Genomic DNA, 24,735 nt, shown 5'->3' on the forward strand with positions numbered 1-24,735 from the left:
AGAATTTATTAAAAAAATCGTCTATTTTTGGGAAAGTATGGCGGATTCTTGGCAGAAAAAGTTAAAAACAACTTGTAATTTCTGCCGCGAAAGATATCTTAAAGAAAAGTCCTCATTAAGGATAAGTTCTTGAGTTTTAGGACTTAGTGAGGAAGTTCATAGGAATAGGAACATGATAATAGTTGTAGACGAACGCAAGCTGGTGACTGATGGTTATTCTGCCTTGTTCGCACGGGAAGGGATCTCGGCAACAGGTTTATCATCTGCCGATTTTGATGATTGGGTAGAAACCGCCCCGAAATCGGAAATGTCAGCAGTCGAAGCGATTCTTCTTGGTGATTGCAAAGACCGTATCGAGCTGCCAAAGAAAATTCGCGCTCATTGTGATGCTCCTGTATTGGCCGTCACAGAAACCAATTCGCTTGAACAGACACTGGCACTGTTTCAGGCCGGAATTGACGATGTATTGCGCAAACCTATTCATGTTCGTGAAATACTGGCTCGTGTTGCAGCAATACGCCGTCGCATGGGTGGCGAAATCCGCCAATCGGATGCTGCCGTTGTTCTTGGGCCGATCAGCGTGTTTAATGACGGTCGTGACCCGAAAATCAATGGTGTCGATTTTGTTCTTCCCCGTCGCGAACGTCGCATTCTTGAATATCTCGTAGCCAATCATGGCCGTCGTGTTAACAAAACACAGATTTTTAATGCGATATATGGCGTGTTTGATGCTGAAGTAGAAGAAAATGTCGTTGAAAGTCACATCAGCAAATTGCGTAAAAAACTGAAAGCCAAACTTGGAACCGATGTTATTGATTCAAAACGGTTTCTGGGCTATAGCTTGAATATTGATTAAACATTTTCGTAACTCCATACGATTTTTTGAAGCCTGCATTTTTTGCAGGCTTTTTTTTATCTTTTGAAAACAGCTTTTTTTGAAAAATACCGGATTTATCTTCATTATAGAAAGGGCTCTGATCATAGTTTTTCTTGGGGTATGTTACCTTGATCAAAGCTCAATAGGGAAAGTTTCGCAGCCAATTAAACGGACATATATTCGTTATTTTTAGTTTGGCCTTGAAAGCTAAGTCCGTAAATATGTTTTGGAAAAAACAGTTTCGAATGCGGCCAATTGTCTCCTTATGCGAGCATTTTTCCTTTCTGAACTGTGACAACGCCAGCTTCGCACAAGGAAGCGCCTCTATGGTGCAACTATGGTTCTCAACTCAAGGAGATAACAATGGGTATTTACGGTATGATGCGTACCGGCGTTGCAGGAATGAACGCACAGGCAAACAGACTTACAGGCGTTGCAGATAACGTCGCTAACGTTAGTACGGCAGGTTACAAACGGACGGATACCCAGTTTTCCGATCTGGTTATGCCATCAACGCGTAACGCTTATCAGTCCGGTGGTGTCACGACAACTGTTCGCCATGATATTTCAATGCAGGGTGCAGGGCGCGGAACGGGAAAGCCGGGCGACATTATGCTTGAAGGCAACGGCTTTTTCCGTGTGCAAGATGAAGCCGGAACCGAATATCTGACCCGTGCCGGTTCTTTCCAGAGAAACGGTCAAGGTTATCTACAAAATGCAGCAGGATTTTATCTGCTGGATGAAACCGGCAAACGCGTCATAATTAAAGGTGGCGCGGGTGAATTGATGCAAGGTAAAGTGACCGAGAATATCAACCTTACCGCCAACCTACAGGCTGATAAAAAAGCTATCAAAAGAACAGGTGATGATAAGGTAGATTTTGATATTAAAAACGAAAAATCTTATCATTTTAAAAAATCTAAAACAATTTACGATGAACAAGGTACAGCTGTTGATGTTGATTTTTATTTTACCAAAACAGATGATAACACATGGGAAATAAAAACCTATGTTGGAGATCAAAATATAGCCTTGGCAACTAAAGATCAAGACGGGAAAACAATATTAAAACCAGGCACTAACCCGGATGATAAAATTCCGAACACTGTGATAACTGGCCTTAAATTTGATAAAGAAGGAAATCTGGCAGGCCTTGTTGACTCCGAAGGTCATACCCTTCTTGGCGCCGATCTCAACACAAAAATTGGTCTTGACGTTCCTAATGTTAACAAAGAGGCAGGTACTAATAAGGTAACAACTTTTTCTACAATGGTTAATCTTTATAATCCGGATAAAGATGGGAAAACAAGTCTGACACAGATTGGTGCCAACTTCACATTCGATGCGGAAGCTGACGGTTATGCACCAGGGACCTATAAAGGGTTCAGTTTTGGTACTAACGGCGAAATACAGGTCAGCTATAGTAACAGTCAGGTAAGAACAATCGGTACCGTTGGTCTTTCCACAGTGACAGCGCCTGATTCGCTTATTCCTCTTACCGGAACAGTGTTCCAGGCCGTACCGGAAGCCGGTGGTCAGACATTCGGACATCCGGGTGAAGGTACATTCGGCGTTTTAAGAAGCGGTATGTTGGAAGAGTCAAACGCCGATATCGGTGATGAATTGACAGACATGATCGAAGCACAGCGCAATTATACTGCGAACTCGAAAGTGTTCCAGACGGGTTCGGAAGTAATGGATGTTATTGTCAATTTGAAACGATAGGACTAACCTTACTTGAAACCGGCTCAACTGCCGATTACATGAGATAAAAGAAGGCTAAAATGACACTAGGTACAGCACTCTCTACAGCAAGAAATTCACTCAAGACATCGTCTGGTCAGATGAGTGTTGTATCCCAGAATATTGGTGGTGCGCGTGACACAAACTATACCCATCGCACCACCCATGTCCAATCGGGTGCCTACGGAATGGTGGGCTCCAAGGTCATCCGCGATGACAATCCGGAACTTCTTGGAAACTACCTTCTCAAGTCAAGTCAATCGGCTGCGGCTGCGGCTATAAATGACGGAGCAACACAGCTCTCGAACATTTATGGTACAAACGACTTTCAAAATTCGCCGTCGCGTTTGCTTGATGATTTCAAAAAAGCTTTGCAGTTCTATGCCAATAATCCAAGCCAAAGAACAGCCGGTGACGCTGCTATTGACAAGGCAAAAGATCTTGCCAACAGTTTGAATGCCGGTTCCAAGGCAATTGATAAATTACGTACCGATACCGATAGTGAAATCAAGGATTCTGTCGATCACATCAATGATCTTTTAAAGCAATTTCAGCAAGTCGAGAAAGAAATTGTCAATGAAAAAGGGTCGGGGCGCGATGGCTATGCCTATATGGATCAACGCGATGCAATTCTTAAGGAATTGTCTCAGGAAATTGGTATAACCACTGTTACTCATCCCGACGGGACAATGTCGATCTACGGGATGGATGACAGCACGCTTTATGACAAGGTACCGCGTCAGGTTTCATATTCTCCAAGCGCACCATTAGTGGCAGGAAAAGCGGGTAACCCTGTCCTTGTTGATGGCGTTCCTCTTTCGCATGATGCTTTCAATTCTCCTAATGGCTCTGGCAAGCTTGGTGGTTTGTTGAAGGTTCGTGATGATATAGCGCCGCAATATCAAAAACAACTTGATGAAATAGCAAATGCACTGACCGATATTTTTAAAGGGCCTCCCGCTTTGTTCGAGGGAGGTGACGAAACGAACGTTACCGGAACGGCAGGTAGAATTAGTGTTAATCCGGAATTTGATAGCAATACGGTTGACGGTGGTCCGGAAAAGCTCGGTAAAGATCTTCAGAAACTGGTCGACAATCTCGATAAGCCTCGTAATTTCGCTAATGATACAGGGCTTGATAATACTCAAAGCATCGCGTCTTACACCAAGCAATCTTTGTCATGGATGGAAGGCGTACGCAAGTCCGCAACTTCGGATAACGAATATAAAAGCACAATGTTCAGCCGCGCGGGCGAAGCTTTGTCTAATGAAACCGGTGTAAATACTGATGATGAAATGGCTCTTATGCTTCAATTAGAGCAGACTTATTCAGCAACTGCGCGTATAATAACGACAGTCGGCAAAATGTTGGATGACTTGATGAGTGCGGTAAGATAGGTGTGAAATGAAAATTAACCCGATTTCTACTTATGTATTGAATAATTCACAACGCTCGATTGTCTCGCAAGCGCAGTCAGAACTTGATGAAGCAAGCTATGAGGCCGCAACACAACGGATCAGGGATCCCGGCTTGAAACTTGGTCGTCAGACGGGTCGTTTTGTTGAAAATGAAAATCAGATTTCGACATTGCAAGGATTGAGAGATAGCAACAATTTGGCAGCGCAACGTATGGCTTCGGCACAAACGGCACTGCAAAGTCTGGTGGAAGCAAGCAGCAAGGATAAACCCGGTGGTAGTCTTATACAGTTTAATAAAGCGCTGATGGGCGACAATGTTGCTGCAACTCCGGCGACTATGCAATCTGCTGCACAAACAGCACTCGACTCCTTTGTCTCGGCAATGAATACGAGCTATAATGGTGAATATGTCTTTGGCGGCACCAATACCAGTCAGCCACCGTTCGATTATTATAGGGCGGGGAGTAATACCGGCACGAGTAAAATTGTGCAGGATACGTTCAGAGATTATTTCGGCTTTAATGTGGATGACCCTCAGGTGGCCAATATTTCTGCCGATGACATGAAATCTTTCATCGATGGACCATTCAGTAAACTTTTTGATGATCCGAGTTGGGGTACAAATTTTTCACGTGCCAAAGACGGTGAAGTCGCAAGACGCATTTCGCCCAGCGGTGAAAATGCTGATATTTCCGCAAGCGCCAATGATGCGGGCTTCCGTCAGGCCATGAAAAATATGATCCTTGTGGCCGAATTCGGTAATATCGGGTTATCTTCGAACGCTCAGGGGGCAATTGCTGATCGCGCACGGGCTTCTTCGGACAACAAATCGACGGGTAGTGCTATTAACGAGATTATTACGTCGGCGTCCAATCTTGGTAATTCGCAAAGTCGCGTCACCAATGCCACTAATCATATTAATGCACAGCTCGGTATTTTGAACCAGACACGCAATGACATGATTGGTGCTGATCCAACCGAAGCAAGTGCAAAGATGATCCAGCTTCAGAACGTATTACAAATTTCATACACTATGACAGCTCGTATCAGTAAGATGACATTGGCCAATTATATTTAAATTAATCCTTTTGGGTTAAATAATACGGATATGATATCTGGGGAATTTTGATGTATCAGATGCGGTACGAAGATGTAATGGAAGACGATCAGATGGGCGCTCGCGAACGCGAGAGTATTTTGTTCGATCGTTGTATAAAAATGCTGCGTGCTGCCCAGAAGGCCGGGCCAAGCACTCGCGAGACATATGAAGCGGTAGCATTTACACGTAAATTATGGATTATTTTAATTGAAGACTTGGGGCTGGCGGAAAATGCACTGCCGACAGAACTGAAGGCATCTCTGATTTCTATCGGTTTCTTTATTTTGAAAGAAATCCAGAGATTGGAGAATGGGGAAACAGCAGACTTTGATGCTTTGGTGGAAATCTCTGAATCCATCAGAGACGGTCTTGCTACAAATCCGGAGAAAAGTGAAAATGACTGATAAGACGATGCATATAACATTACGGCCAAATGAAAAGTTTTACCTGAACGGCGCTGTGTTACGCCCCGATCGTAAGGTAACTTTAGAGCTCTTGAATGATGCGACCTTTCTTCTTGAAGCTCATGTAATGCAAGCGGAAGACACAAACACACCGCTAAAGCAGCTTTATTTCACTGCACAAGTGATGCTGATCGATCCCGATACAGCCGACAAGACAGTAATGATTTTCATTGAAATGCTTGGCAAAATGCTCCGCACTTACAATGACCCGATTATTCTGGAAGGTCTACGCAAATGCATTGATTTGACCGAACAAGATAAGATTTTTGACGTTTTAAAAGTCATCCGCGGATTGTTCGATAGAGAAGCAACCATAATGGGCAAAAAGCCTGCGGTTGAAAAGGAACAAAAAACCGCCTGATTAGGAGAAAGTTCATGACCATAAGTGCTGTAGACAACAATACATCAAGCCTTATGAAATATACTCCGGCAACCAATGCGGCTGCCGGAAAGTCCGCTGCAGCAACATCCAACTTCGCTTCGGAAACGCAAGCTGCATCCGACAAGGATAATACGTCGAAGACAAATACAAATGCTTCGGCAAATACAAATAGTTCGACACCGTCAACAACGCCTTCAACTTCTGGTACGAGTAGTACACCCTCTTCCAATAATACCACTGGAAGCACCAGCTCAGATTCCAAGACGGCGAATGCAGATTATAATACTTTCATCAAGTTGCTTATTGCCCAGATGAAAAATCAGGATCCGACCAAACCAATGGATTCGACCGAATTTGTTTCACAATTGGCAAGCTTTTCGGCTGTCGAGCAGCAACAGCAGACAAATACCAAACTTGATTCAATGGCGCAGTCGCTCAAGAACATTATGGTTGATGGGCCAATTTCCCGTGCTGAAGGTTATGTCGGCAAATATCTCTCGTTTACTGACGAAAAAGGTGCTGTAACTGCCGGTACTGTCCAGTCGGTTACAATTTATAGCGACGGTTTGATCGCAAAACTTGATAATGGAAAAGACTTGCTTATCGGGCCCGGCGTTACAGTCATGAATAGTCAACCGAAACAAGCTTGAGTTTTGTTGCGGGAGCTTGAGAATGAATGAAGCCGATGCCGTCGATATGGTAACTGCTGCGATTTGGACCGTTTTGGTAGCAAGCGGTCCGGCCGTTGGCGCTGCTATGGCAATAGGCATTATCATCGCTCTTTTTCAAGCTCTTACCCAGATACAGGAAATGACATTAACATTTATACCTAAAATAGTTGTCATTTTCGTTGTCCTCGCATTAACTGCTTCTTTTGTTGGCGGGCAAATCTATTCTTTCACGCAATTGGTTTACGGGCGAATTGAATCGAGCTTTTAAATAGAAATGGCCCGGCATTGATAGCGAGAAATAGCTTTTGGTGCCCTGTCATTAGCCTCGTCAAAAACCACATAGAAAAGTAAAATTAAATAAACGCATCACTTATTGTGTTTTCCGCTCATCAGCGCTTTTGGCTGGTATTTATGCATGCTTAAATCGGAATGCGATAACGCTTTCCTTTCATAAATTATATTCACGCGCTGCCAAAGGCTACTGTTTAACTTGAACAAGAAAAGCGCGAATTGATGAGCCGTAAATTCAAACTTGGTAAAAGTTGTATTCGGTGGTGTGCATAGGGGAAGAGGAGAACGTGGGGGAGGTGGAACAAATCCTCTCTTCGGGCTATTAAAATACGCTGCTTTCCGTTCATTAGTTATTTTTATGTGCTGCCAAAGGCCATTGCTTGGCTTGAACAAGAAAAGCGCGAATTGAAGCGCCGTAAAATCGAACTTGCTGAAAACTATTGTCGGTTGTGTGCATTGGGGCAAAAGGAACGTGGAAGAGGTAGAATAACTCCTCTCTTAGGACTATTGAGACGCTTTACTTTTCTTTCATAAGTTATTTTTTGTATTGCTAAAAGCCATTGCTTGGCCTGAACAAGAAAAGCGCGAATTGATAAACGGTGAAATCGAAATTTGTAAAAGCTATTTTTGCTGGCGTGGCTAAAGGCAAAAGGAACGTGGAGGAGGAGGTTAAACAAACCCTCTCTTCGTGTCGTTGAAACGCAGTGGAATAGCCTTCAGCCTTTTCTGTCCCGAATGACTGGACTGAAACGTTTTTGCGATGATTGTCCGGTCAATCAAAAGCCGTTCTTCAATCAGATTTCATTCTGTTTTATAGAAAAAACTTTTGCCACTTATGATAAATTGGTTGTTTACGGATTCTTTCATGGGGCTATTGATCAATCGGATGTTTTTGCTCAAGAACGAAATTATATCAATGGAAGCCGAAAATTCAGGTAACCAGTAAAACGGCATATGTGCCGCTTTAACGGCAATCCTGCAGAGCATTTTATCTCTATCCCAAAGCCTGTGAATGGCGCTTCAATGACGGGGCAATTGACAAACTCATAAAACCATTGTCAGCAGGGGCAAAATGGTTATCTTTCATCCCTTATCCATGTTCTCCTCAACACAATTACATAATAAAAAATGGAAATAGCTATAGAGCTATTTCCACACTTATTCGATTAATTTAACAACACTTCAATCAGGAAGATCAGATATCTTCCTTCTCGTTGGGTGTCGAGACATTTGTGTCGCGTTGTATATTTTCCCGCGAGCCAATATCTACATCCCCTGCCGGCATAGTTGTAGCCTTCCCCGTCTTGATGGGTGAAGTTTCATTGTGTGTATTGTCAGCTTTAGCGGCATCAACTTTTTTATCAGTGTGCTTACCGTCAGAAGGCAAGGGCGGCAAATCGGAATTTGTCTTTGTTGCCGTTTTCAGACTGGTCTTGGTCATATTGTCGCTATTGACAGAATCTGAACTGCGACCATCGACCCCATCAGCATTTTCAGCATCAGAAGAACTATCCGACAAAGTACTTTTATCAGTAATATTGTCTGAAACTTTCAATGTTTCATTGTTAATTCCGTTGACTTTCTCATGCGGATCCAAGCCATTATTATTATCCGCTTTTCCATCAACATTATTATCAGACCGTCCTTGGACTGCTTCAAAGAGCTTTTCCATTTCAGCGCGCGCTTCATCAAGATTTTTTTGATGAAAAGCTTCTTCGGAAGCAGTTTGTTGTTCTTTTATGAGCTCGGTAATGTGAGCCATTATTTCTGCGACGCTTGCAGATATCGGATAATGTGGCCTCGGTTCTACGATAGGTATTTGTTCGACAACCGAGTCGGTCCGAGCCGTCTCATTAGAAGGCGTCGCTACTCGCACTGTCGTCAACGAACGGGCGCCAGATGTAGCATCAACCGGTTGCATAATTACTCTCCAAAACTCTTAACAAGCCCCAATCTTCATGATTTTCCTTGTTATGTTTCGAGCTCCTCATAAGCCTTAATGGCATAGTATTCTATTTATCCGAAAAATGCAACAATTCTCGTTATTTTTTGATTTGTTAAACAAAATATAAAGAAAGAGATAAACCTTTAAAAAAGTTTTGTTACGCTTTTTTTGTTAGAACAGATTTGCTGTTAACAATGTTCTTTTCATTCTGGAGCTTAAAAATTTTATTTTAAAACCGGATATGGAAATATAAAACATCTTTTTAATCAGATAATTATGAAAATATATTATTTTTAAAATTCAACGTAGAATTGGAAATTACGCTTAAAAAGTATTTTTTAAAATTGTATAAGTAAATAGTTTAATCAAGCAATTTTATTGAAAAAATTGATCACCCCATTCGTTCAGAAGCATAACTTCCCGGTGTCGCCGGAAAGACGACGGTCCGGTTGTCGTTGATAAAAACACGATGATGAATGTGGGCATGGATAGCACGTGCGAGAACCTGAGCTTCAACGTCCCGCCCCAGAGCAACATAATCGTCAACATTTTGAGCATGTGTCACGCGCACAATATCCTGCTCTATAATTGGTCCTTCATCAAGATCGGCAGTTACGTAATGGGCTGTTGCTCCGATAATCTTTACCCCACGCTGGAAAGCCTGCTTGTAAGGATTTGCGCCTTTGAAGCTGGGCAAAAAGGAATGATGAATATTGATAATTTGTCCCGGCATTTCTTTACAAAGCCGATCCGACAGGATTTGCATATAGCGCGCCAAGACAACAAGTTCGGTTCCTGTCTCCGAAATAATTTCGAATAATCTATCTTCGGATTCTTGCTTGCGGTCTTTGTGGACAGGGATATGGTAAAACGGCAGATCGTTATTAACGACCAATTTTTGATAATCCAAATGGTTGGAGACGATCCCGACGATATTGATTGGCAGAGCACCTATCCGCCAGCGATAGAGTAAATCGTTGAGACAATGACCGAATTTCGATACCATGACGAGAACCTTCATGCGATCTCGTGTATCAAAAAAATTGGCTTTCATAGAAAATTCTTGGGCAATTGGCCGAAATGCATCTTCAAGATCATGAATAGCTTTACCGCCTTCACTGTCAAAGCCGATACGACAGAAAAATTTTTTAGAAATGGGGTCGTCGAATTGTGAACTATTCACAATATTGCACGTATTTTTTGCCAAAAACGTGGAAATTGCAGCAATAATTCCTCTTTTTGCGGGGCATATGACGGTCAAAACGAAACTAGACATGGTCATTCAGAAAACTGTCCTATCGGTCAAATTGCGGTTATTCATTGCGCTTGCCTATTGATATAAAGTCCGCTTAAAGGACTGATTAAGCAAATATTATGAATATAAAGTTATTTTCTCTTCTTGAAACTGAGGTTTGAAATTCTTTTTTGATAATTTATGATTTACACATATTCCATTTTATAAACATGGCAATTTTCCGCATCCAGTTATAAAATGAAATGGATTTTGTGAAGAAACAAAATCGGGTTCATTAACTCTATTTGGCATGATTTAAATTGTTATCGAATAAAAAACCGGGGTGGTTTGTAGCTATTGTCGGGCCGAGTGGTGCCGGAAAAGACACAATTATAAACGCTGTTCATCATGCTCTCAAAAATAATCCGGAATTTCTCTTTGTTCGCCGTACGATTACGCGAAAGGCTGGCGTAAACAGCTTTAACGATCATGCTGAGACATCGCGAAATATTGGAAATGAAGATAATATAGGCGTTTCGCTCGAGAAGTTTTTAGAACTTTCTGAAAAAGCTTTATTTTCCTTGCAATGGTTTGCTCATGGTATCCATTATGCTTTACCGATCGGGATTGTTGACGAGGTTCATAAAGGGAAAATCGTCATTGCCAATGTTTCACGCGCAAAGCTCGGACACGCAAAAGAACTGTTTGGAAAGGTTTATGTAATTGAAATCAATGCACCAATTGGAATTTTGAAAGAACGTCTCTTAGGTCGCAAAAGAGAAAAAATAACCGATATTGAGGAACGTCTTAAAAGAGCAAATATTCCTATCCATTTGCCTGAAGGAGCAAAATATTGTTATATTGATAACTCGGGAAATGTAAATTCTGCTGTCGATAAAATGTTATCTATTCTTCAATCATTATCATCAGAAAATCAGCCTTTAACCGATCATCAAATATCCCGAGAGATGAAATAACTTCAAAACTCTTTCTAAAAAAATCTATAAAATAAAACAGGAAGTTTATTAAAACCAAAGCGGTTGAAAAGTTAAAAAAGCAGTGGGGCATTCAGCGCTTGATAGAAATGCCGACTTCAAGAAACATCGGTTAAATAATATTCTTGTATGACAGGCAAAAACCAACCGAACATGCCTGTCGGGATTGCACTGTCAGGAACAGATTGTTTCAAGTCTTTATATTTTTAAATAAAACGTGGCTATCGTCATTAGAGAAAACAAATGACATAGAACATAATTGGCGGAATAACGGACGATTGGCGAATAAATCATCGCGCCTTGCATAACGAATGCGGCCATAAATGAGGAACGGGAGGTCAGCAATAAACCTCCATTCCTTTGGTCCATCTAAGTTCTTAATGAAAACCAACCGATCAGTCGGGTTCACCTTTATCTGGTTCGCTGGTGAAGAGATTTTCCCCGACGACATCTCTATCCTCGTCACTTAACGGGTTTTCAATGTCTTCAGCTTTCTTGTTCCGGGGACGAAACACACCATTATCGTCGCCTGTAACATCATCAAAAATATCGACAGTATCGACAGGACCGTTTTTTTCGTCATCCTGCTCATCGATTTTTTCGACGTCGACGACTTTTACGTGTTTGCTTTTATCATCTTGGGTCATCATAAATTTCCTGTATTCGTTAGCCTGATTAAATGTGTGGTCAAATTGGACAGACTGCAAGATTAGATCATTTTTTTATCATTCGAGTAAAATGGGGCAATTATAAAATACGACAACTCGTCCATTATTGCACGAGTAACAGTCTCGTGCTTTCTGCCCGTTTTGTCAGTTTTTTGGTATTTCGAACATGAGAGTCTGGAATGGCCTGTTTGGTAGAAGAATAACAACAATTTAATGGCCGGTCTCAAGCTACGGGGCATGGTGAAAAAGCCTAGAATGGAAGCTCTGTAAAGTTTTAGACGGGAACTCTGTTATCACGAATGGCCCTGACAATATTCTCTGTAAAAATTTCAATTTTATATAATCGCAAATGATTATGCGGACGAAATGGGAATATTTGCCGCTTATCCGGATATGAATGCAAAAAACCGGCTGATAGCGGAAAGCCTTTCGAAAAAACATTGAGTCTTTTAAAAAGATAGCATTATGGCTCGCTATTAAATCAATCGGTGAAAGCGGTCATAAAAGCTTGGCAAAGTAGTTCGACAATTCGAACAAGAGGTAAATGAGCAAAATAAGAAATTGTCTACCCGCTGCTGAAAAAAAGTGTCTACCCTTTTCACCACAAAAAAATCAGAAAGTAAATTATATAATCATTTTCAAGAAGAAATATTGGCTGGGGAACCTGGATTCGAACCAGGACTGACGGAGTCAGAGTCCGCAGTTCTACCGTTAAACTATTCCCCAGCATTTCTGCTTCAAGCGAGAACAGGATGGCTTTTAGCATATCCATTTCAAGATACAAGCCTAAACTTCAGAAAATAATTTTTGCCTCTCCATTTCGGTTAGTGATCGGAATTCAAACAGAAAGAGCTTCGGAATGTGACGAACTTTTTATGAGCTCTCGCGAAAGATTCGCCGATTTTCTAGGCTAACTACCCAAAAAAATGAAGAACCGTGGTTCAAGCTATTGGTAAAAACGGGCAAGGCTGTTACATTAGAAACAACGAAAGATAATGAAGTGTCCATTGCGAGGAAATGTCCCCATGGCTCTTTTAAGGAAAGAAGATGATGACTCCGTTGATCGACAACTCCAAAGGGTCGGAGCGGGGAAAGCTTGGCGTAAATGATGCAAAAGGTTTGCACGAACGCCCGGAAAGGCACGAAAATGGTGGTAACGAACCGCCTTTAACAGAGTCTTTTGCTGTTCCCCCGTCTAAGAAAAAGCGCGCAAAACGGCGCCAGAAGGGAAAGCTGCGCGTTTTGCATGAAGGCACATCGGAGAGTGGAGCGGAAAAAAACAATCGCACGAAAAAACGTTCACGCAAAACGCCGACACTTACCAAACCTCATGATAACGACACTGTTCTAAAGAGTGCACATTCGGGTGCTTCCAAGGAAGAGACGAAAAGACATCACAATTCGGCTCGTCCACCAGCGCAAAGGGTGCCGCTTTACGCAGCACTTGATCTAGGAACGAATAATTGCCGTTTATTGATAGCTGCCCCTACGAAACCCGGCCATTTTCATGTTGTTGATGCATTTTCACGGATTGTACGTTTGGGGGAGGGGCTTTCTCGTACCGGTCGTCTTAACGAGAATGCAATGGAACGCGCCATAGAAGCGCTTAAAGTTTGCCGTTCGAAACTTGATCAAAGAACAATCAAACGGTGTCGGCTCATTGCAACAGAAGCATGTCGCGCGGCGGAAAATGGCCAATGGTTCATTGAACGGGCGGCTAGAGAAACCGGTATCAATCTTGAAATCATCGACCGGGAAACCGAAGCGCGTCTTGCTGTTGCCGGATGTGGTACATTGGTCGAAGCGGATACCGATGCCATTGTGGTTTTTGATATTGGCGGCGGTTCATCAGAAATTGTATTGATTGACCGCTCAAAGAAACGGTCTCCGCGTCTGGCAGAACATATCATTGCCTGGACATCGTTGCCTGTTGGTGTCATTACTTTGGCCGAGCGTTTTGGCGGTGAAAACGTTACAAAAAACGATTTCGAAAATATGAAGAATTATGTCCGCCATTTGCTCATGGGATTTAAAGGCCGTGACAAATTGGGTGCCTTGGCAAAAAGTCCGCATTTTCATTTATTGGGTACGTCGGGTACGGTAACCACTCTCGCAGGCATACATCTGGAACTAGCGAAATATGACCGCCGCCTCATCGACGGTATTTGGCTCAATAATGACGATGTTGAACGTATGACCAAACGTTTGCTTTCATGGAATTTGGCAGAACGGATTGCCAATCCCTGTATCGGGCACGATAGGGCCGATCTGGTGCTCGCCGGTTGTGCCATTCTTGATGTGATCAGAGAAGAATGGCCATCCGAACGATTACGCGTTGCCGACCGTGGCTTGCGAGAAGGAATATTGACAGAATTGATGTCACGTGATGGAGCATGGAGAAAACGCCGTCATATCAATGATCGTTTTCACTTGCGGAAAAATCGTGAAAGTGAGCGCCTATGACAATGAAAAAAACTGGAACACATGCAGGTGGAAGAGGCGGTGCCGGTACACATGAACTCCACACAAGGGTAAAAAAGAAAGCCGGAACAATCAAGGCTTCATCACGCCGGTGGCTTGAGCGACATCTGAACGACCCTTATGTGCATCAGTCAAAAATAGACGGCTACCGTTCCCGTGCGGCATATAAACTTATCGAAATCAATGAACGCTATCATCTCTTGAAAAAAGGACAAAAGATTATTGATCTTGGTGCTGCCCCCGGTGGCTGGTGTCAGGTAGCAGCCAAAATTGTCTGCTCTACAAATGATCATCCTTCTGTCGTCGGTATTGATTATCTCCACGTAGACCCGTTGCCAGGTGTTACAATGCTGGAAATGGATTTTCTTGATGATGATGCACCTCAAAAACTGATGGATGCTCTTGGCGCCAAGCCTGATCTCGTAATTTCAGACATGGCTGCACCGACAATCGGTCATAAGCAAACCGATCATATCAGAACCATTCATCTTTGTGAGGTGGCTGCCGATTTTGCCGTGTCGGTCTTGAAACCGGGTGGGCATTTTCTTGCCAAAACCTTTCAGGGCGGCGCAGAAAATGAATTGCTGACAATATTGAAGCAGAATTTCAAAAAGATTTACCACGTCAAGCCGCCGGCAAGTCGGGCAGAATCGGTCGAGCTTTATTTGCTGGCCTATGATTTTAAAGGTAAAACTGCTTGAACGGGCGATAAATGGCTGCTTGTGGAGCCACTTTATAAGGCTCCAAAGCCATGCATTTCATATGATTTTATGTTTCGGGCAGAAAAATATAAAATTGAACATGTTCTAAAACGGGCGCTAGACAAAAATCGCCCGCGAGATCAAAAGGATAGTCGCAATTTCGCCGTGTTACCTAAAATATTTTTGTGACCGGACCGATTTCGAAAACCTGTTGAAGAGACAGTGACTATCTCTCGGTTCGGATATGTTTGAAGTTAAAATGCGTTTCGTTGTCTGGCTGGATGATTTCGCGACAGAGCAGTTTTTTGCCAAAAGAGTCGATGTGATCATACTGAGAGCGTTTGCAGATCAGGCTAAAATCGGGAGGGCTTTTTCGCTTTCCAACTCTATAGCCTTGTCTGGAACTTTGCGCTATGAGAGAGGCGAAGATCAACGAAGAGTATAAAAAATGAAATTTCTCGATCAGGCGAAAGTCTATATCCGCTCCGGTGATGGCGGAGCAGGTGCAGTTTCCTTCCGGCATGAGAAGTTTCTCGAATTCGGCGGGCCTGATGGCGGTGACGGCGGTCGGGGGGGCGATGTCTGGGCCGTTGCGGTCGATGGTCTCAACACCTTGATCGATTATCGCTATCAGCAGCATTTCAAAGCAAAAACCGGTATGCATGGTATGGGGCGCAATATGACAGGTGCCAAAGGCACAGATGTTATCTTGAAAGTACCGGTCGGTACCCAAATTTTTGAAGAAGATAACGAAACGCTTATCTGTGACTTGACAGAGGTCGGACAAAAATTTTGTCTGGCGAAGGGCGGAAATGGCGGTTTTGGTAATTTGCATTTTACCACGTCGACCAATCGCGCGCCCCGTCGAGCCAATCCCGGACTTGAGGGGCTCGAGCGCACAATCTGGTTGCGTTTGAAATTGATTGCCGATTGTGGACTTGTCGGCCTTCCCAATGCTGGAAAATCCACTTTTCTTGCCTCTGTTACAGCTGCAAAACCCAAAATTGCCGATTATCCATTTACCACATTGCATCCCCATCTCGGCGTGGTGCGTATTGACGGGCGTGAATTCGTCCTTGCGGATATCCCCGGTCTTATAGAAGGTGCCCATGAGGGCGTTGGTATTGGCGACAGGTTTTTAGGCCATGTCGAGCGCTGTCAGGTTCTGCTTCATCTTGTTTCCGCACAGGAAGAAGATGTCGCAAAAGCTTATCAGATTATCCGTGACGAATTGGAAGCCTATGGTCACGGGCTTTCCGAAAAGCCGGAAGTTGTTGCTTTGAGCCAGATTGATATTCTTGATGAAGAAACAAAACAGATAAAACAAAAACAGCTCGAACAAATTTCAGGGAAAAAAATCCATCTATTGTCAGCAGTGACGCACGCAGGAATAGAGGAAACTTTGCGTTCCATTGCCCGTATTATTGAAGAAAGTCGCAAAGAGCAGGTGGTGAACGAAGCCGGAGAATAGGCATTCATGGTGCAGGAATTAAAAAAACTCGATCAATATAAACGTATTGTTGTCAAAATCGGGTCAGCTCTTCTTGTTGATCGCAAGCACGGTCTTAAAGCCGAGTGGCTTGAAAGCCTGATTAATGACGTCGCTGCATTGGAGAAAAAGGGCGTAGAGATTCTTCTGGTTTCTTCCGGTGCTATTGCCTTGGGACGGACACTCTTGAAACTTCCGTCGGGTTCACTCAAACTTGAGCAAAGTCAGGCATGTGCGGCAATCGGCCAGATCGAACTTGCCAAAGCCTATGGGGCTCAATTGTTAAAACATGGCTTGATGACGGGTCAGATTCTTCTAACACTCGTTGATACGGAAGAGCGCCGCCATTATCTCAATGCAAGGGCAACAATCAACACGTTACTTCATTTTGGCGCAGTTCCTGTCGTTAACGAGAACGATACGGTTGCAACCGGTGAAATCCGTTATGGCGATAATGATCGTCTGGCAGCACGCGTTGCAACAATGATGGGGGCGGATCTCCTCATTCTTTTATCCGATATTGATGGTCTTTATTCTGCGCCGCCGCATCTTGACGATCATTCGCAATTCATCCCCTATATCCGTTCGATTAATCCGGCTATTGAAAAAATGGCGGGTGTTGCCGCTTCCGAATTATCGAGGGGCGGAATGAAGACAAAACTTGAAGCAGGCAAAATTGCCAATCAATCCGGAACAGCAATGATTATTACATCGGGTAAGCGTCTCCATCCGTTGGCCGCTATTGATCAAGGTGAAAGAGCAAGCTTTTTTGCAGCGAGCGAAAAGCCTGTCAGTGCGTGGAAAACATGGATTTCCGGCCAGCTTGACCCGTCCGGCACATTGACGATTGACGAGGGGGCGGTTCGTGCTTTGAAAAGAGGCAAGTCGCTTCTTGCCGCCGGTGTTGTCGCCATCGAAGGGGATTTCCATCATGGCGATACAGTGGCGATTGTCGACAAAGACAAACTCGAAATTGCAAGAGGATTGGTCAGTTATGATCGCGAAGAGGCTGATCGTATTATCGGATTGAAAAATTCCGAGATCGAAGCTGTTTTAGGTTATGAACCAAGATCTGCAATGGTTCATCGCAATGACATGGTTTTGCGGAGTTAGTCAACATTCGTTATCAATAATATTTATCGGGCTTATATTATAAATATCGTTCCTTGAGCTTAACGGACTTTGCCGGTCATAATATATATTGAGTTATCGGATGTGATGTGGCTAACTGCCGGAAAACGGTGGTTAACAAGGGAAGTTTTTCATGGCTGGTTTGCACGACAATCTTTTGAAAATGGGAAAAGATGCCCGCTCGGCTTCCCGGACATTGGCACTTAGCCCCTCAAAACAGAAGACGCAAGCACTTGAAGCGATCGCCAAAAATATTCGCGACCATCAAGCTGATATATTGGCGGCCAATGCCAAAGATATAGAGAAAGCCAAAAAAAATGGCATGAGTGCAGCTCTTGTCGACCGGCTTTTGCTTGATGAAAAACGGATTTCTTCGATAGCCGATGCCGTTCATACAATTGCCGGTCTTCCCGACCCTGTCGGCGAAATTATGAGTGAATGGAAACGCCCGAACGGGTTAGAAATCCAGCGCGTTCGCACACCCCTTGGCGTTATAGGTGTCATTTACGAAAGCCGGCCTAATGTGACTGCCGATGCAGGCGCCTTATGCCTGAAAGCGGGTAACGCTGTTATTCTTCGCGGTGGCTCCGATAGTTTCCTGTCGTCCAAAGCCATTCATGAAGCAATGGTTGAAGGCTTGAAGTCTGCCGGTTTACCGGAACAGTCTATCCAGTTTGTCGACACAGTCGATCGTGACGCGGTGGGAGAATTGCTCACCGGTCTTGATGGAAATATCGATGTTCTTGTTCCGAGAGGAGGGAAAAGCCTTGTTGCGCGTGTACAAAAGGAAGCACGTGTTCCGGTGTTCTCCCACCTTGAAGGTTTGTGCCATATCTATGTTGATAAATCTGCCAATCTCGACATGGCAAAAAAGATAATTATCAATGCCAAATTGCGGCGCACAGGGATATGCGGTGCGGTGGAAACTATCCTTGTTGACAAAGCGATTGCCGATAAGATCGTTCCGGTTATTATTGCACTTCAACAGGCTGGCTGTGAAATACGTGCGAGTGAAGATCTCGTCGATAAAATTCCGGGTGCCAAGCTTGCCACAGAAGCTGACTGGTCGACCGAATATCTTGATGCCATTGTATCAATAAAGACAGTCAATGGTGTAGAGGGGGCAATCGATCACATCAACCGTTATTCATCCCACCACACAGAGTCGATTATTGCCGAAGATAAAAAGGCAGTTGACCTGTTTTTCAGAAGTCTCGATTCCGCTATTCTGATGCACAATGCGTCGACACAATTTGCTGATGGTGGAGAATTCGGTTTCGGAGGTGAAATCGGTATCGCAACGGGCAAAATGCATGCGCGTGGTCCGATCGGTGTCGAACAATTGACGACATTTCAATATCATGTCAACGGTAACGGGCAGATACGTCCTTGAATGACTTTTTCCGATATGAAAACAAAATGCCGCATTGCGAAAGCGGCAACCGGATAGGCCTTTTTGGCGGGTCGTTCAACCCGCCGCATGAAGGACATCTCCTCGTTGCAAAAATTGCGCTTCGTCGATTGAAACTTGATGAGTTGTGGTGGATGGTGACCCCCGGAAACCTTCTGAAAGACAGAAGCGGGCTTTTGCCACTTCATGAGAGAATGCGTTTAAGTGCCGAACTTGTTGACGACCCACGCATAAAAATTACCGGCTTTGAAAAGAAAATCAAATCCTATACGTCGATCACAACGCTCTCCTATATACTCGCTTGCCATCGCAATATTCGTTTCGTCTGGGTGATGGGTGCCGATAGTCTTGCGACATTTCATCAATGGCAGGAATGGAAAAAGATTGTGGCCATGATCCCGATTGTTATTATTGACCGGCCATCGGCCTCAATGTCGGCACTTTCTTCTCCCATGGCGGAAACATTCCGGAAATTCCGTGTTAAAGAATATGATGTCGGCGCTCTGCCCTATAAAAAACCTCCCGCATGGGGATATATCCATGGCCGACGCTCTTACGCATCTTCTACGGGCTTGCGGCAGAAAAACGCGAAGTAGAGAGGAAGCGGCGAGCAAGGGCAAAATAAGAAAAATACCGATTTTCCTTGAAAAAAAGCGGCAAGTCTGTAACTTTTATTAATCAAGAAACTGGTGGTAAAAACGAGAATTTATATCGGGTTGAAAGGTGAATAATCTGAAAAAAACTATTGTGACACAAAAGAAAAATAGAATTGGCAAAGACGCGGCGGCCCAAGAAAATTTACAAGCCGACAATACCGGTTTGATCGTTGAAAATAATTTGCAACGCGTTCTTTCGAGCCTTGATGATTCAAAGGCGGAGGATGTTGTTACTATTGATCTTCGTGGTCGTTCCCCGTTAGCCGATTATATGGTGATTGCTTCGGGCGGTTCGCAGCGCCATGTTTCGGCATTGGCGGACCATCTTCTCTATGCCATGAAAGATTGTAATAAAGGTCAAACCAGAGTGGAAGGCTTGAGTGAGTGCGATTGGGTGCTGATTGACCTCGGTGATATTATCGTGCACCTTTTCCGGCCGGAAACACGGGAATTCTATAATCTCGAAAAGATGTGGAACACGTCCGACGAGGGTGACCGGATTCATTTGCGAGTCGGAGAAAATTGACGTGCAGATTTCGGTATTTGCCGTCGGCCGTATGAAAAAAGGGCCCGAGCAGGAACTTGTCAGCCGTTATTTCGATCGTTTTTCAAAATTGGCTCCCTCATTGGGGTTAAATTTTCTCAATGTCCATGAAATTGTAGAAAGCCGGTCACAAAACGCCAATCAAAGGATGGAAGAAGAAGGAGAGAACCTTCTTGGCACTTTGCAAGAGGGGAGTCGTCTTATTGTTCTTGACGAACGCGGCAAGTCAATGACATCGGTTCAGTTTGCCCGTAAATTGCAAGATTGGCGTGATGCCGGCTGCAAACATCTGACGATAGCTTTGGGTGGTCCCGACGGGCATTGTGAAAAAGTACGAAAGCGGGCCGATTTATTGTTATCATTCGGGGCAATGACATGGCCTCACCAGATCGCTCGCATTTTGCTTAGCGAACAGATCTATCGCGCCGCAACTATTTTAAGTGGACACCCCTATCATCGCGTGTAAAATCGGGCTTTAGCGAAAAACTGTTAAATTACCTGTTTGTTAACACGATCTTAGTCTGATGCATTTATAACGTTTTCGTTTAGAGCAGTTCGAATTGGTAGAATGATAAAATGCATTATCATGCGTGTTGGTAAGATTTTATCCTCTTTAAGTCGGGGAGGTGTCGTTGCATGCTTGATATTGTTTTGGCCATATTGGTCTTTTGCAGATGAAAATGCGAATAAGGAAGCTGCTAATAAAGCATTAAATGACATTCGCGCGACCATGACGCTGTCACGCCAGAAAATGGCGCAATTGGCCAGTCAGGTTGATAGTCTTAAAAAAGATCAGCGAACCTTGACTTCCGAGATTGTCAAAGCAGCCAGAAGCGAGCGTGAAACTTCCGAAAAAATAGCTCAGAGTGAAGAAAAATTAACAAGACTTTATGATGAAAAGTCGAAAGTCAAACAGGATCTTGAAAGTCGCAGAGGAGAATTTTCTGAAGTTCTGGCTGCTCTTGAACGCATGGGTCTAAATCCTCCGCCGGCTATTCTGGTTGAACCGGGTGATGCCCTGAAATCTGTGCGTAGTGCTGCACTTTTGGGAACGCTTGTTCCGGAAATGCGCGAAAAAACATTGTCCTTGTCGGCTAGTCTCAAGGATATGACAGCAGTTGAAAACTCTATCAAAGCACAACATGACGAGTTGAAAAATCAGGTTCAATTACAGGCAGAACAACAAAAACGTTTAAGTTTGCTCGTTGAAGAAAAAGCAAAATTGCAAAAAACTTCGGAAAACGAATTGGCAACACAGCGTAAAAATGTTCTTGAGCTTTCCGAAAAAGCCAAATCGCTTGAAGATCTGTTAACCGAACTCGAGCGCCAGTCACGTCAGGACAAAACGGACAATAATTTCAAACTTGAAGATACCGAATTGACACGCAACCTCGATTTCGAAGGGAAAAAGGGAAGTCTTGTTCTGCCTGCAGCCGGAAAAATTGTGCAGAAATTCGGGGAAAACAACGGGGCAGTCCTTGGGGATACTGTTGAAACGCAACCGGGTGCTATTATAACGGCACCTGCCGATGGTGTGGTTGCTTATGCCGGACCTTTTCGTTCCTATGGAGAATTGGTTATTCTTGATACGGGACAAAATTATCATATATTGCTTGCGGGCATGAACAAGGTTAATGTTGTGCAAGGACAATTTTTGCTTTCAGGTGAACCGCTTGGCACGATGGGGAATCGACAAATTGCTAGCGCGGCGTCTTTGGATATAGGCAAAACTACTCCGATGCTTTACATTGAGTTCAGAAAACTAGGTAAACCTGTAAATCCGGCACCATGGTGGATGGCTGGTAAGTCGGGAAGGAACCAGAATGATTCGTAAATTGACTGTTTTAGCTGCCGGTGCATTGCTGGGCGCAAGTTCGATGATTATGATGCAATCCTTTGCAGCTAATAATGACGGTGACACCTATAAACAGCTAGCCATTTTTGGTGACGTCTTCGAGCGCGTGCGGGCACAATATGTGACAGTGCCGGATGACAAAAAGCTCATTGAAAATGCGATCAATGGTATGTTGACCTCGCTTGATCCGCATTCTTCCTATATGAATGCCGAAGAAGCAAAAGATATGCGGGTTTCCACCAAAGGCGAGTTTGGCGGCTTGGGCATTGAAGTGACAATGGAAAATGACCTTATCAAGGTTGTTTCGCCAATGGAGGATACACCTGCCTCCAAGGCCGGCGTTCTTGCTGGTGATCTTATATCCAAAATTGATGGCGAGCAGGTTCGCGGGCAAACTCTGAATGATGCTGTCAGCAAAATGCGTGGCGAAGTCGGCAAACCGATCAAACTGACAATTATCCGTAATGGTGTTGATAAACCGCTCGAAATTACTGTCATTCGCGATATTATCAAAGTCAAGGCGGTCAAATATCGGGTCGAAGGTGATGTCGGTTATTTACGTCTCATCCAGTTTACCGAACAAACCTATGATGACCTTCAGGCAGCTATTAAAGACATCCAGTCGAAAATTCCGTCAGACAAGCTCAAAGGATATGTCCTTGATCTGCGTTTGAATCCGGGCGGATTGCTGGATCAGGCTGTCAGTGTATCCGACGCATTCCTTGATAAAGGCGAAATTGTTTCAACGCGTGGGCGTGATCAGGCAGAAGTCATGCGTTTTGATGCAAAGCCGGGCGATATTTCTAATGGCAAGCCGTTAATTGTTCTCATTAATGGTGGCTCGGCCAGTGCTTCCGAAATTGTCGCTGGTGCTTTGCAGGATCACCGCCGTGCGACAGTTCTTGGTACACAGTCATTCGGAAAAGGTTCGGTACAAACAATTATTCCGCTTGGTGATAATGGTGCTTTGCGTCTGACAACGGCGCTTTATTACACACCTTCGGGCGCTTCAATTCAGGGTAAAGGGATAACGCCGGATATCAAGGTCGATCAGCCATTGCCTGATGAATATAAAGGCTATGACGTCAATTTGGGCGAATCCGAATTGAAGGGGCATATCAAGGGTAATCAGGAAGATGATAAGGGTTCGGGTTCTGCCGCCTTTGTCCCGAAAGACCAGAAAGATGATATCCAACTGAATGAAGCCTATAAATTGCTTCGTGGTGAAATGGCCAATGCTGCTTTTCCGCCAAATCCGCAAAAAGGCGTTCCGAATTGAATACAATAAAAAGCGCGTTCAACGCGCTTTTTATTTGTCAAAATCGTGCTTTGGAAGCTTGCCCTCTAAAGGAAATATCTGAAACGGAAGGTCCCGATTTTTAAAATATAACTTAGGGGTGGCAGGCTTGATCAAAGCGTTATAGAATCTTGATATGATTTCGGATTGCAACACATTTGGTAATAAAAGATGACAAAAAACGATATGGATAAACAAAAAAACAAGACAGATTTGCCTTACCGTAAGTGCGTTGGAATCGCCTTGTTTAACAAAGACAATCAGGTATGGGTCGGACGGCGAATTACCAACCGTTTAAGCGAGCTCGAAGGTGCTTCCAAAATATGGCAAATGCCGCAAGGGGGAATTGACAAGGGTGAACTCCCGATTGAAGCGGCAAAACGTGAACTTTATGAAGAAACCGGTGTCCGTTCGATAGAATTGATTGCGGAGACTGAAGGGTGGCTGACATATGATTTGCCTAAGGAGCTCGTCGGCATTGCGTTGAAGGGGAAATATCGCGGGCAAACACAAAAATGGTTTGCATTCCGCTTCACCGGTGATGACAAAGAAATTGCGATCAATCCGCCTCCCGCAAACAATACAGCAGAGTTCGATCAGTGGAAGTGGGTGGATCTGGAAGCACTTCCGATGATGGTTGTGCCGTTTAAACAAGCCGTTTACGAAAAAGTTGTTGCCGAGTTCCGGCATATCATTGCTTGATATTGTCAAGTGAATGAAATTTTTCTGGTTTTAACACGTAACTTTCTTTATACATTTTGGCTGAATTTCGAATATCGGGGAAAATACTTCCAGAAAGAATTTTAATATGAAACGTTTACTCTGTTCCTTTTTTGTGGCCGGTTTACTTTGTTCTACTTTATCAGCCGCCGCTAATGATAAGGGTGGCAGGCCCAATGCCGCGACGTTGCCGAATGGTGCATCGTCATTGACTGAAACCTATGGGCTGTGGACCGTCAATTGTGCCATACAAAATGGCGAAAAAGCTTGCGCTCTGCTCCGTCAGGAAGTTAACAACCAGAACCAGCCGGTCATCAGCATGAATGTTTCGACAAACAATAACGGCGATGTTTCCGGTGTTATTGTTGTACCTTTCGGCATTCTGGTTTCCAAACCTGTAAAGCTTCAGGTTGATGATACCAAGGCGGTTGTCGAAACCGGCGTTCGTACCTGTATGCCTGTCGGTTGCATTGTTCCTGTTGCCTTTGACAAAACGTCAACTCAGGCTTTGCGCGCTGGTAAACAACTCAATGTCAAAGCAACTTCGGCCGGAAATAATGAACAGCCGCTCGATAATCTCTTTGTGCAGCTTGATGGTTTCGGCCCGGCTCTTGATCGCTTGAATGCACTAAAAAAATAATTCGGCAACTCTATAATCATTCG

General features: G+C 43.9%; 24 protein-coding genes and 1 tRNA gene. 21 read left to right on the top strand and 4 right to left on the bottom strand.

Features of this window, described 5'->3' with window-relative positions:
- The first annotated feature begins 172 nt into the window (after positions 1 to 172).
- The 8 genes from H3S83_RS04000 (at position 173) to fliQ (ending at position 6,922) form a co-directional block, all read left to right on the top strand.
- The gene (locus tag H3S83_RS04000; RefSeq protein ID WP_077970533.1) at positions 173 to 856 is read left to right on the top strand and encodes a response regulator transcription factor; all 684 of its coding nucleotides are present in this window, start codon (positions 173 to 175) and stop codon (positions 854 to 856) included.
- 384 nt (positions 857 to 1,240) lie between these two features.
- Positions 1,241 to 2,602 (top strand): flagellar hook protein FlgE, encoded by a 1,362-nt coding sequence (locus H3S83_RS04005; protein WP_198225204.1) that lies wholly within the window; start codon positions 1,241 to 1,243, stop codon positions 2,600 to 2,602.
- 59 nt (positions 2,603 to 2,661) lie between these two features.
- Positions 2,662 to 4,017, top strand: a complete 1,356-nt coding sequence (gene flgK / locus H3S83_RS04010) for a flagellar hook-associated protein FlgK (protein WP_198238983.1) — start codon at positions 2,662 to 2,664, stop codon at positions 4,015 to 4,017.
- Between the two features lie 7 nt (positions 4,018 to 4,024).
- Entirely contained in the window at positions 4,025 to 5,116 is a 1,092-nt protein-coding gene (locus H3S83_RS04015) for a flagellar hook-associated family protein (RefSeq protein WP_198238984.1), read from the top strand.
- A 50-nt stretch (positions 5,117 to 5,166) separates the two neighbouring features.
- The gene (gene flaF / locus H3S83_RS04020) at positions 5,167 to 5,541 is read left to right on the top strand and encodes a flagellar biosynthesis regulator FlaF (protein WP_077970539.1); all 375 of its coding nucleotides are present in this window, start codon (positions 5,167 to 5,169) and stop codon (positions 5,539 to 5,541) included.
- Complete coding sequence (flbT, locus tag H3S83_RS04025; RefSeq protein ID WP_370541214.1) at positions 5,528 to 5,962, top strand: flagellar biosynthesis repressor FlbT; 435 nt, start codon at positions 5,528 to 5,530, stop codon at positions 5,960 to 5,962. The genes flaF and flbT overlap by 14 nt, the downstream gene beginning before the upstream one ends.
- Positions 5,963 to 5,976: 14 nt before the next feature.
- Complete coding sequence (gene flgD / locus H3S83_RS04030) at positions 5,977 to 6,633, top strand: flagellar hook assembly protein FlgD (protein ID WP_370541331.1); 657 nt, start codon at positions 5,977 to 5,979, stop codon at positions 6,631 to 6,633.
- Positions 6,634 to 6,655: 22 nt separating this feature from the next.
- Entirely contained in the window at positions 6,656 to 6,922 is a 267-nt protein-coding gene (fliQ, locus tag H3S83_RS04035; RefSeq protein ID WP_077970540.1) for a flagellar biosynthesis protein FliQ, read from the top strand.
- Between the two features lie 1,218 nt (positions 6,923 to 8,140).
- Here fliQ and H3S83_RS04040 read toward each other — a convergent pair.
- Positions 8,141 to 8,866, bottom strand: coding sequence for a hypothetical protein (locus H3S83_RS04040; RefSeq protein ID WP_198238985.1), 726 nt, complete (start codon positions 8,864 to 8,866; stop codon positions 8,141 to 8,143).
- Between the two features lie 415 nt (positions 8,867 to 9,281).
- Positions 9,282 to 10,166, bottom strand: a complete 885-nt coding sequence (gene purU / locus H3S83_RS04045) for a formyltetrahydrofolate deformylase (RefSeq protein WP_198239653.1) — start codon at positions 10,164 to 10,166, stop codon at positions 9,282 to 9,284.
- A 278-nt stretch (positions 10,167 to 10,444) separates the two neighbouring features.
- Between purU and H3S83_RS04050 the strand changes: the two genes are divergently transcribed.
- Positions 10,445 to 11,101 carry a phosphonate metabolism protein/1,5-bisphosphokinase (PRPP-forming) PhnN gene (locus H3S83_RS04050; protein WP_198238986.1) on the top strand — a complete coding sequence of 219 codons (657 nt, stop codon included), beginning with the start codon at positions 10,445 to 10,447 and terminating at the stop codon, positions 11,099 to 11,101.
- Positions 11,102 to 11,514: 413 nt separating this feature from the next.
- Here the strand turns inward: H3S83_RS04050 and H3S83_RS04055 are convergent, their stop codons facing one another.
- Both H3S83_RS04055 and H3S83_RS04060 read right to left on the bottom strand, forming a co-directional pair.
- On the bottom strand, positions 11,515 to 11,769 hold the full coding sequence (locus tag H3S83_RS04055) for a hypothetical protein (protein ID WP_149867549.1): 255 nt from the start codon (positions 11,767 to 11,769) through the stop codon (positions 11,515 to 11,517).
- A 670-nt stretch (positions 11,770 to 12,439) separates the two neighbouring features.
- Positions 12,440 to 12,513 (bottom strand) — tRNA-Gln (locus H3S83_RS04060).
- Between the two features lie 324 nt (positions 12,514 to 12,837).
- On the opposite strand from H3S83_RS04060, the gene H3S83_RS04065 reads away from it, so the two are divergent.
- The 12 genes from H3S83_RS04065 (at position 12,838) to H3S83_RS04120 (ending at position 24,712) form a co-directional block, all read left to right on the top strand.
- Entirely contained in the window at positions 12,838 to 14,250 is a 1,413-nt protein-coding gene (locus tag H3S83_RS04065) for a Ppx/GppA phosphatase family protein (RefSeq protein ID WP_198239654.1), read from the top strand.
- Positions 14,251 to 14,252: 2 nt separating this feature from the next.
- On the top strand, positions 14,253 to 14,969 hold the full coding sequence (locus H3S83_RS04070) for an RlmE family RNA methyltransferase (RefSeq protein ID WP_198239655.1): 717 nt from the start codon (positions 14,253 to 14,255) through the stop codon (positions 14,967 to 14,969).
- Positions 14,970 to 15,417: 448 nt separating this feature from the next.
- The gene (obgE, locus tag H3S83_RS04075) at positions 15,418 to 16,440 is read left to right on the top strand and encodes a GTPase ObgE (protein ID WP_198238987.1); all 1,023 of its coding nucleotides are present in this window, start codon (positions 15,418 to 15,420) and stop codon (positions 16,438 to 16,440) included.
- A gap of 6 nt (positions 16,441 to 16,446) precedes the next feature.
- On the top strand, positions 16,447 to 17,571 hold the full coding sequence (gene proB / locus H3S83_RS04080) for a glutamate 5-kinase (RefSeq protein ID WP_198238988.1): 1,125 nt from the start codon (positions 16,447 to 16,449) through the stop codon (positions 17,569 to 17,571).
- 151 nt (positions 17,572 to 17,722) lie between these two features.
- Entirely contained in the window at positions 17,723 to 18,982 is a 1,260-nt protein-coding gene (locus tag H3S83_RS04085; protein ID WP_198238989.1) for a glutamate-5-semialdehyde dehydrogenase, read from the top strand.
- 26 nt (positions 18,983 to 19,008) lie between these two features.
- The gene (locus H3S83_RS04090; protein WP_198238990.1) at positions 19,009 to 19,596 is read left to right on the top strand and encodes a nicotinate-nucleotide adenylyltransferase; all 588 of its coding nucleotides are present in this window, start codon (positions 19,009 to 19,011) and stop codon (positions 19,594 to 19,596) included.
- 127 nt (positions 19,597 to 19,723) lie between these two features.
- On the top strand, positions 19,724 to 20,182 hold the full coding sequence (rsfS, locus tag H3S83_RS04095; protein WP_370541216.1) for a ribosome silencing factor: 459 nt from the start codon (positions 19,724 to 19,726) through the stop codon (positions 20,180 to 20,182).
- Position 20,183: 1 nt separating this feature from the next.
- Complete coding sequence (gene rlmH, locus H3S83_RS04100) at positions 20,184 to 20,666, top strand: 23S rRNA (pseudouridine(1915)-N(3))-methyltransferase RlmH (RefSeq protein WP_198238991.1); 483 nt, start codon at positions 20,184 to 20,186, stop codon at positions 20,664 to 20,666.
- Positions 20,667 to 20,768: 102 nt separating this feature from the next.
- Positions 20,769 to 22,034 (top strand): murein hydrolase activator EnvC, encoded by a 1,266-nt coding sequence (locus tag H3S83_RS04105; RefSeq protein ID WP_246741709.1) that lies wholly within the window; start codon positions 20,769 to 20,771, stop codon positions 22,032 to 22,034.
- A complete protein-coding gene (locus H3S83_RS04110) occupies positions 22,024 to 23,334 on the top strand; it encodes a S41 family peptidase (protein WP_077970564.1) in 1,311 nt (436 codons plus the stop codon). The genes H3S83_RS04105 and H3S83_RS04110 overlap by 11 nt, the downstream gene beginning before the upstream one ends.
- A gap of 204 nt (positions 23,335 to 23,538) precedes the next feature.
- Positions 23,539 to 24,054 carry an RNA pyrophosphohydrolase gene (locus H3S83_RS04115; protein WP_198239657.1) on the top strand — a complete coding sequence of 172 codons (516 nt, stop codon included), beginning with the start codon at positions 23,539 to 23,541 and terminating at the stop codon, positions 24,052 to 24,054.
- A gap of 106 nt (positions 24,055 to 24,160) precedes the next feature.
- Positions 24,161 to 24,712, top strand: coding sequence for an invasion associated locus B family protein (locus H3S83_RS04120; RefSeq protein WP_198232533.1), 552 nt, complete (start codon positions 24,161 to 24,163; stop codon positions 24,710 to 24,712).
- The last annotated feature ends 23 nt before the right edge of the window (positions 24,713 to 24,735 follow it).

The sequence above is a fragment of the Bartonella sp. W8122 genome (genome assembly GCF_016102485.1).
Lineage (GTDB): Bacteria > Pseudomonadota > Alphaproteobacteria > Rhizobiales > Rhizobiaceae > Bartonella > Bartonella apihabitans.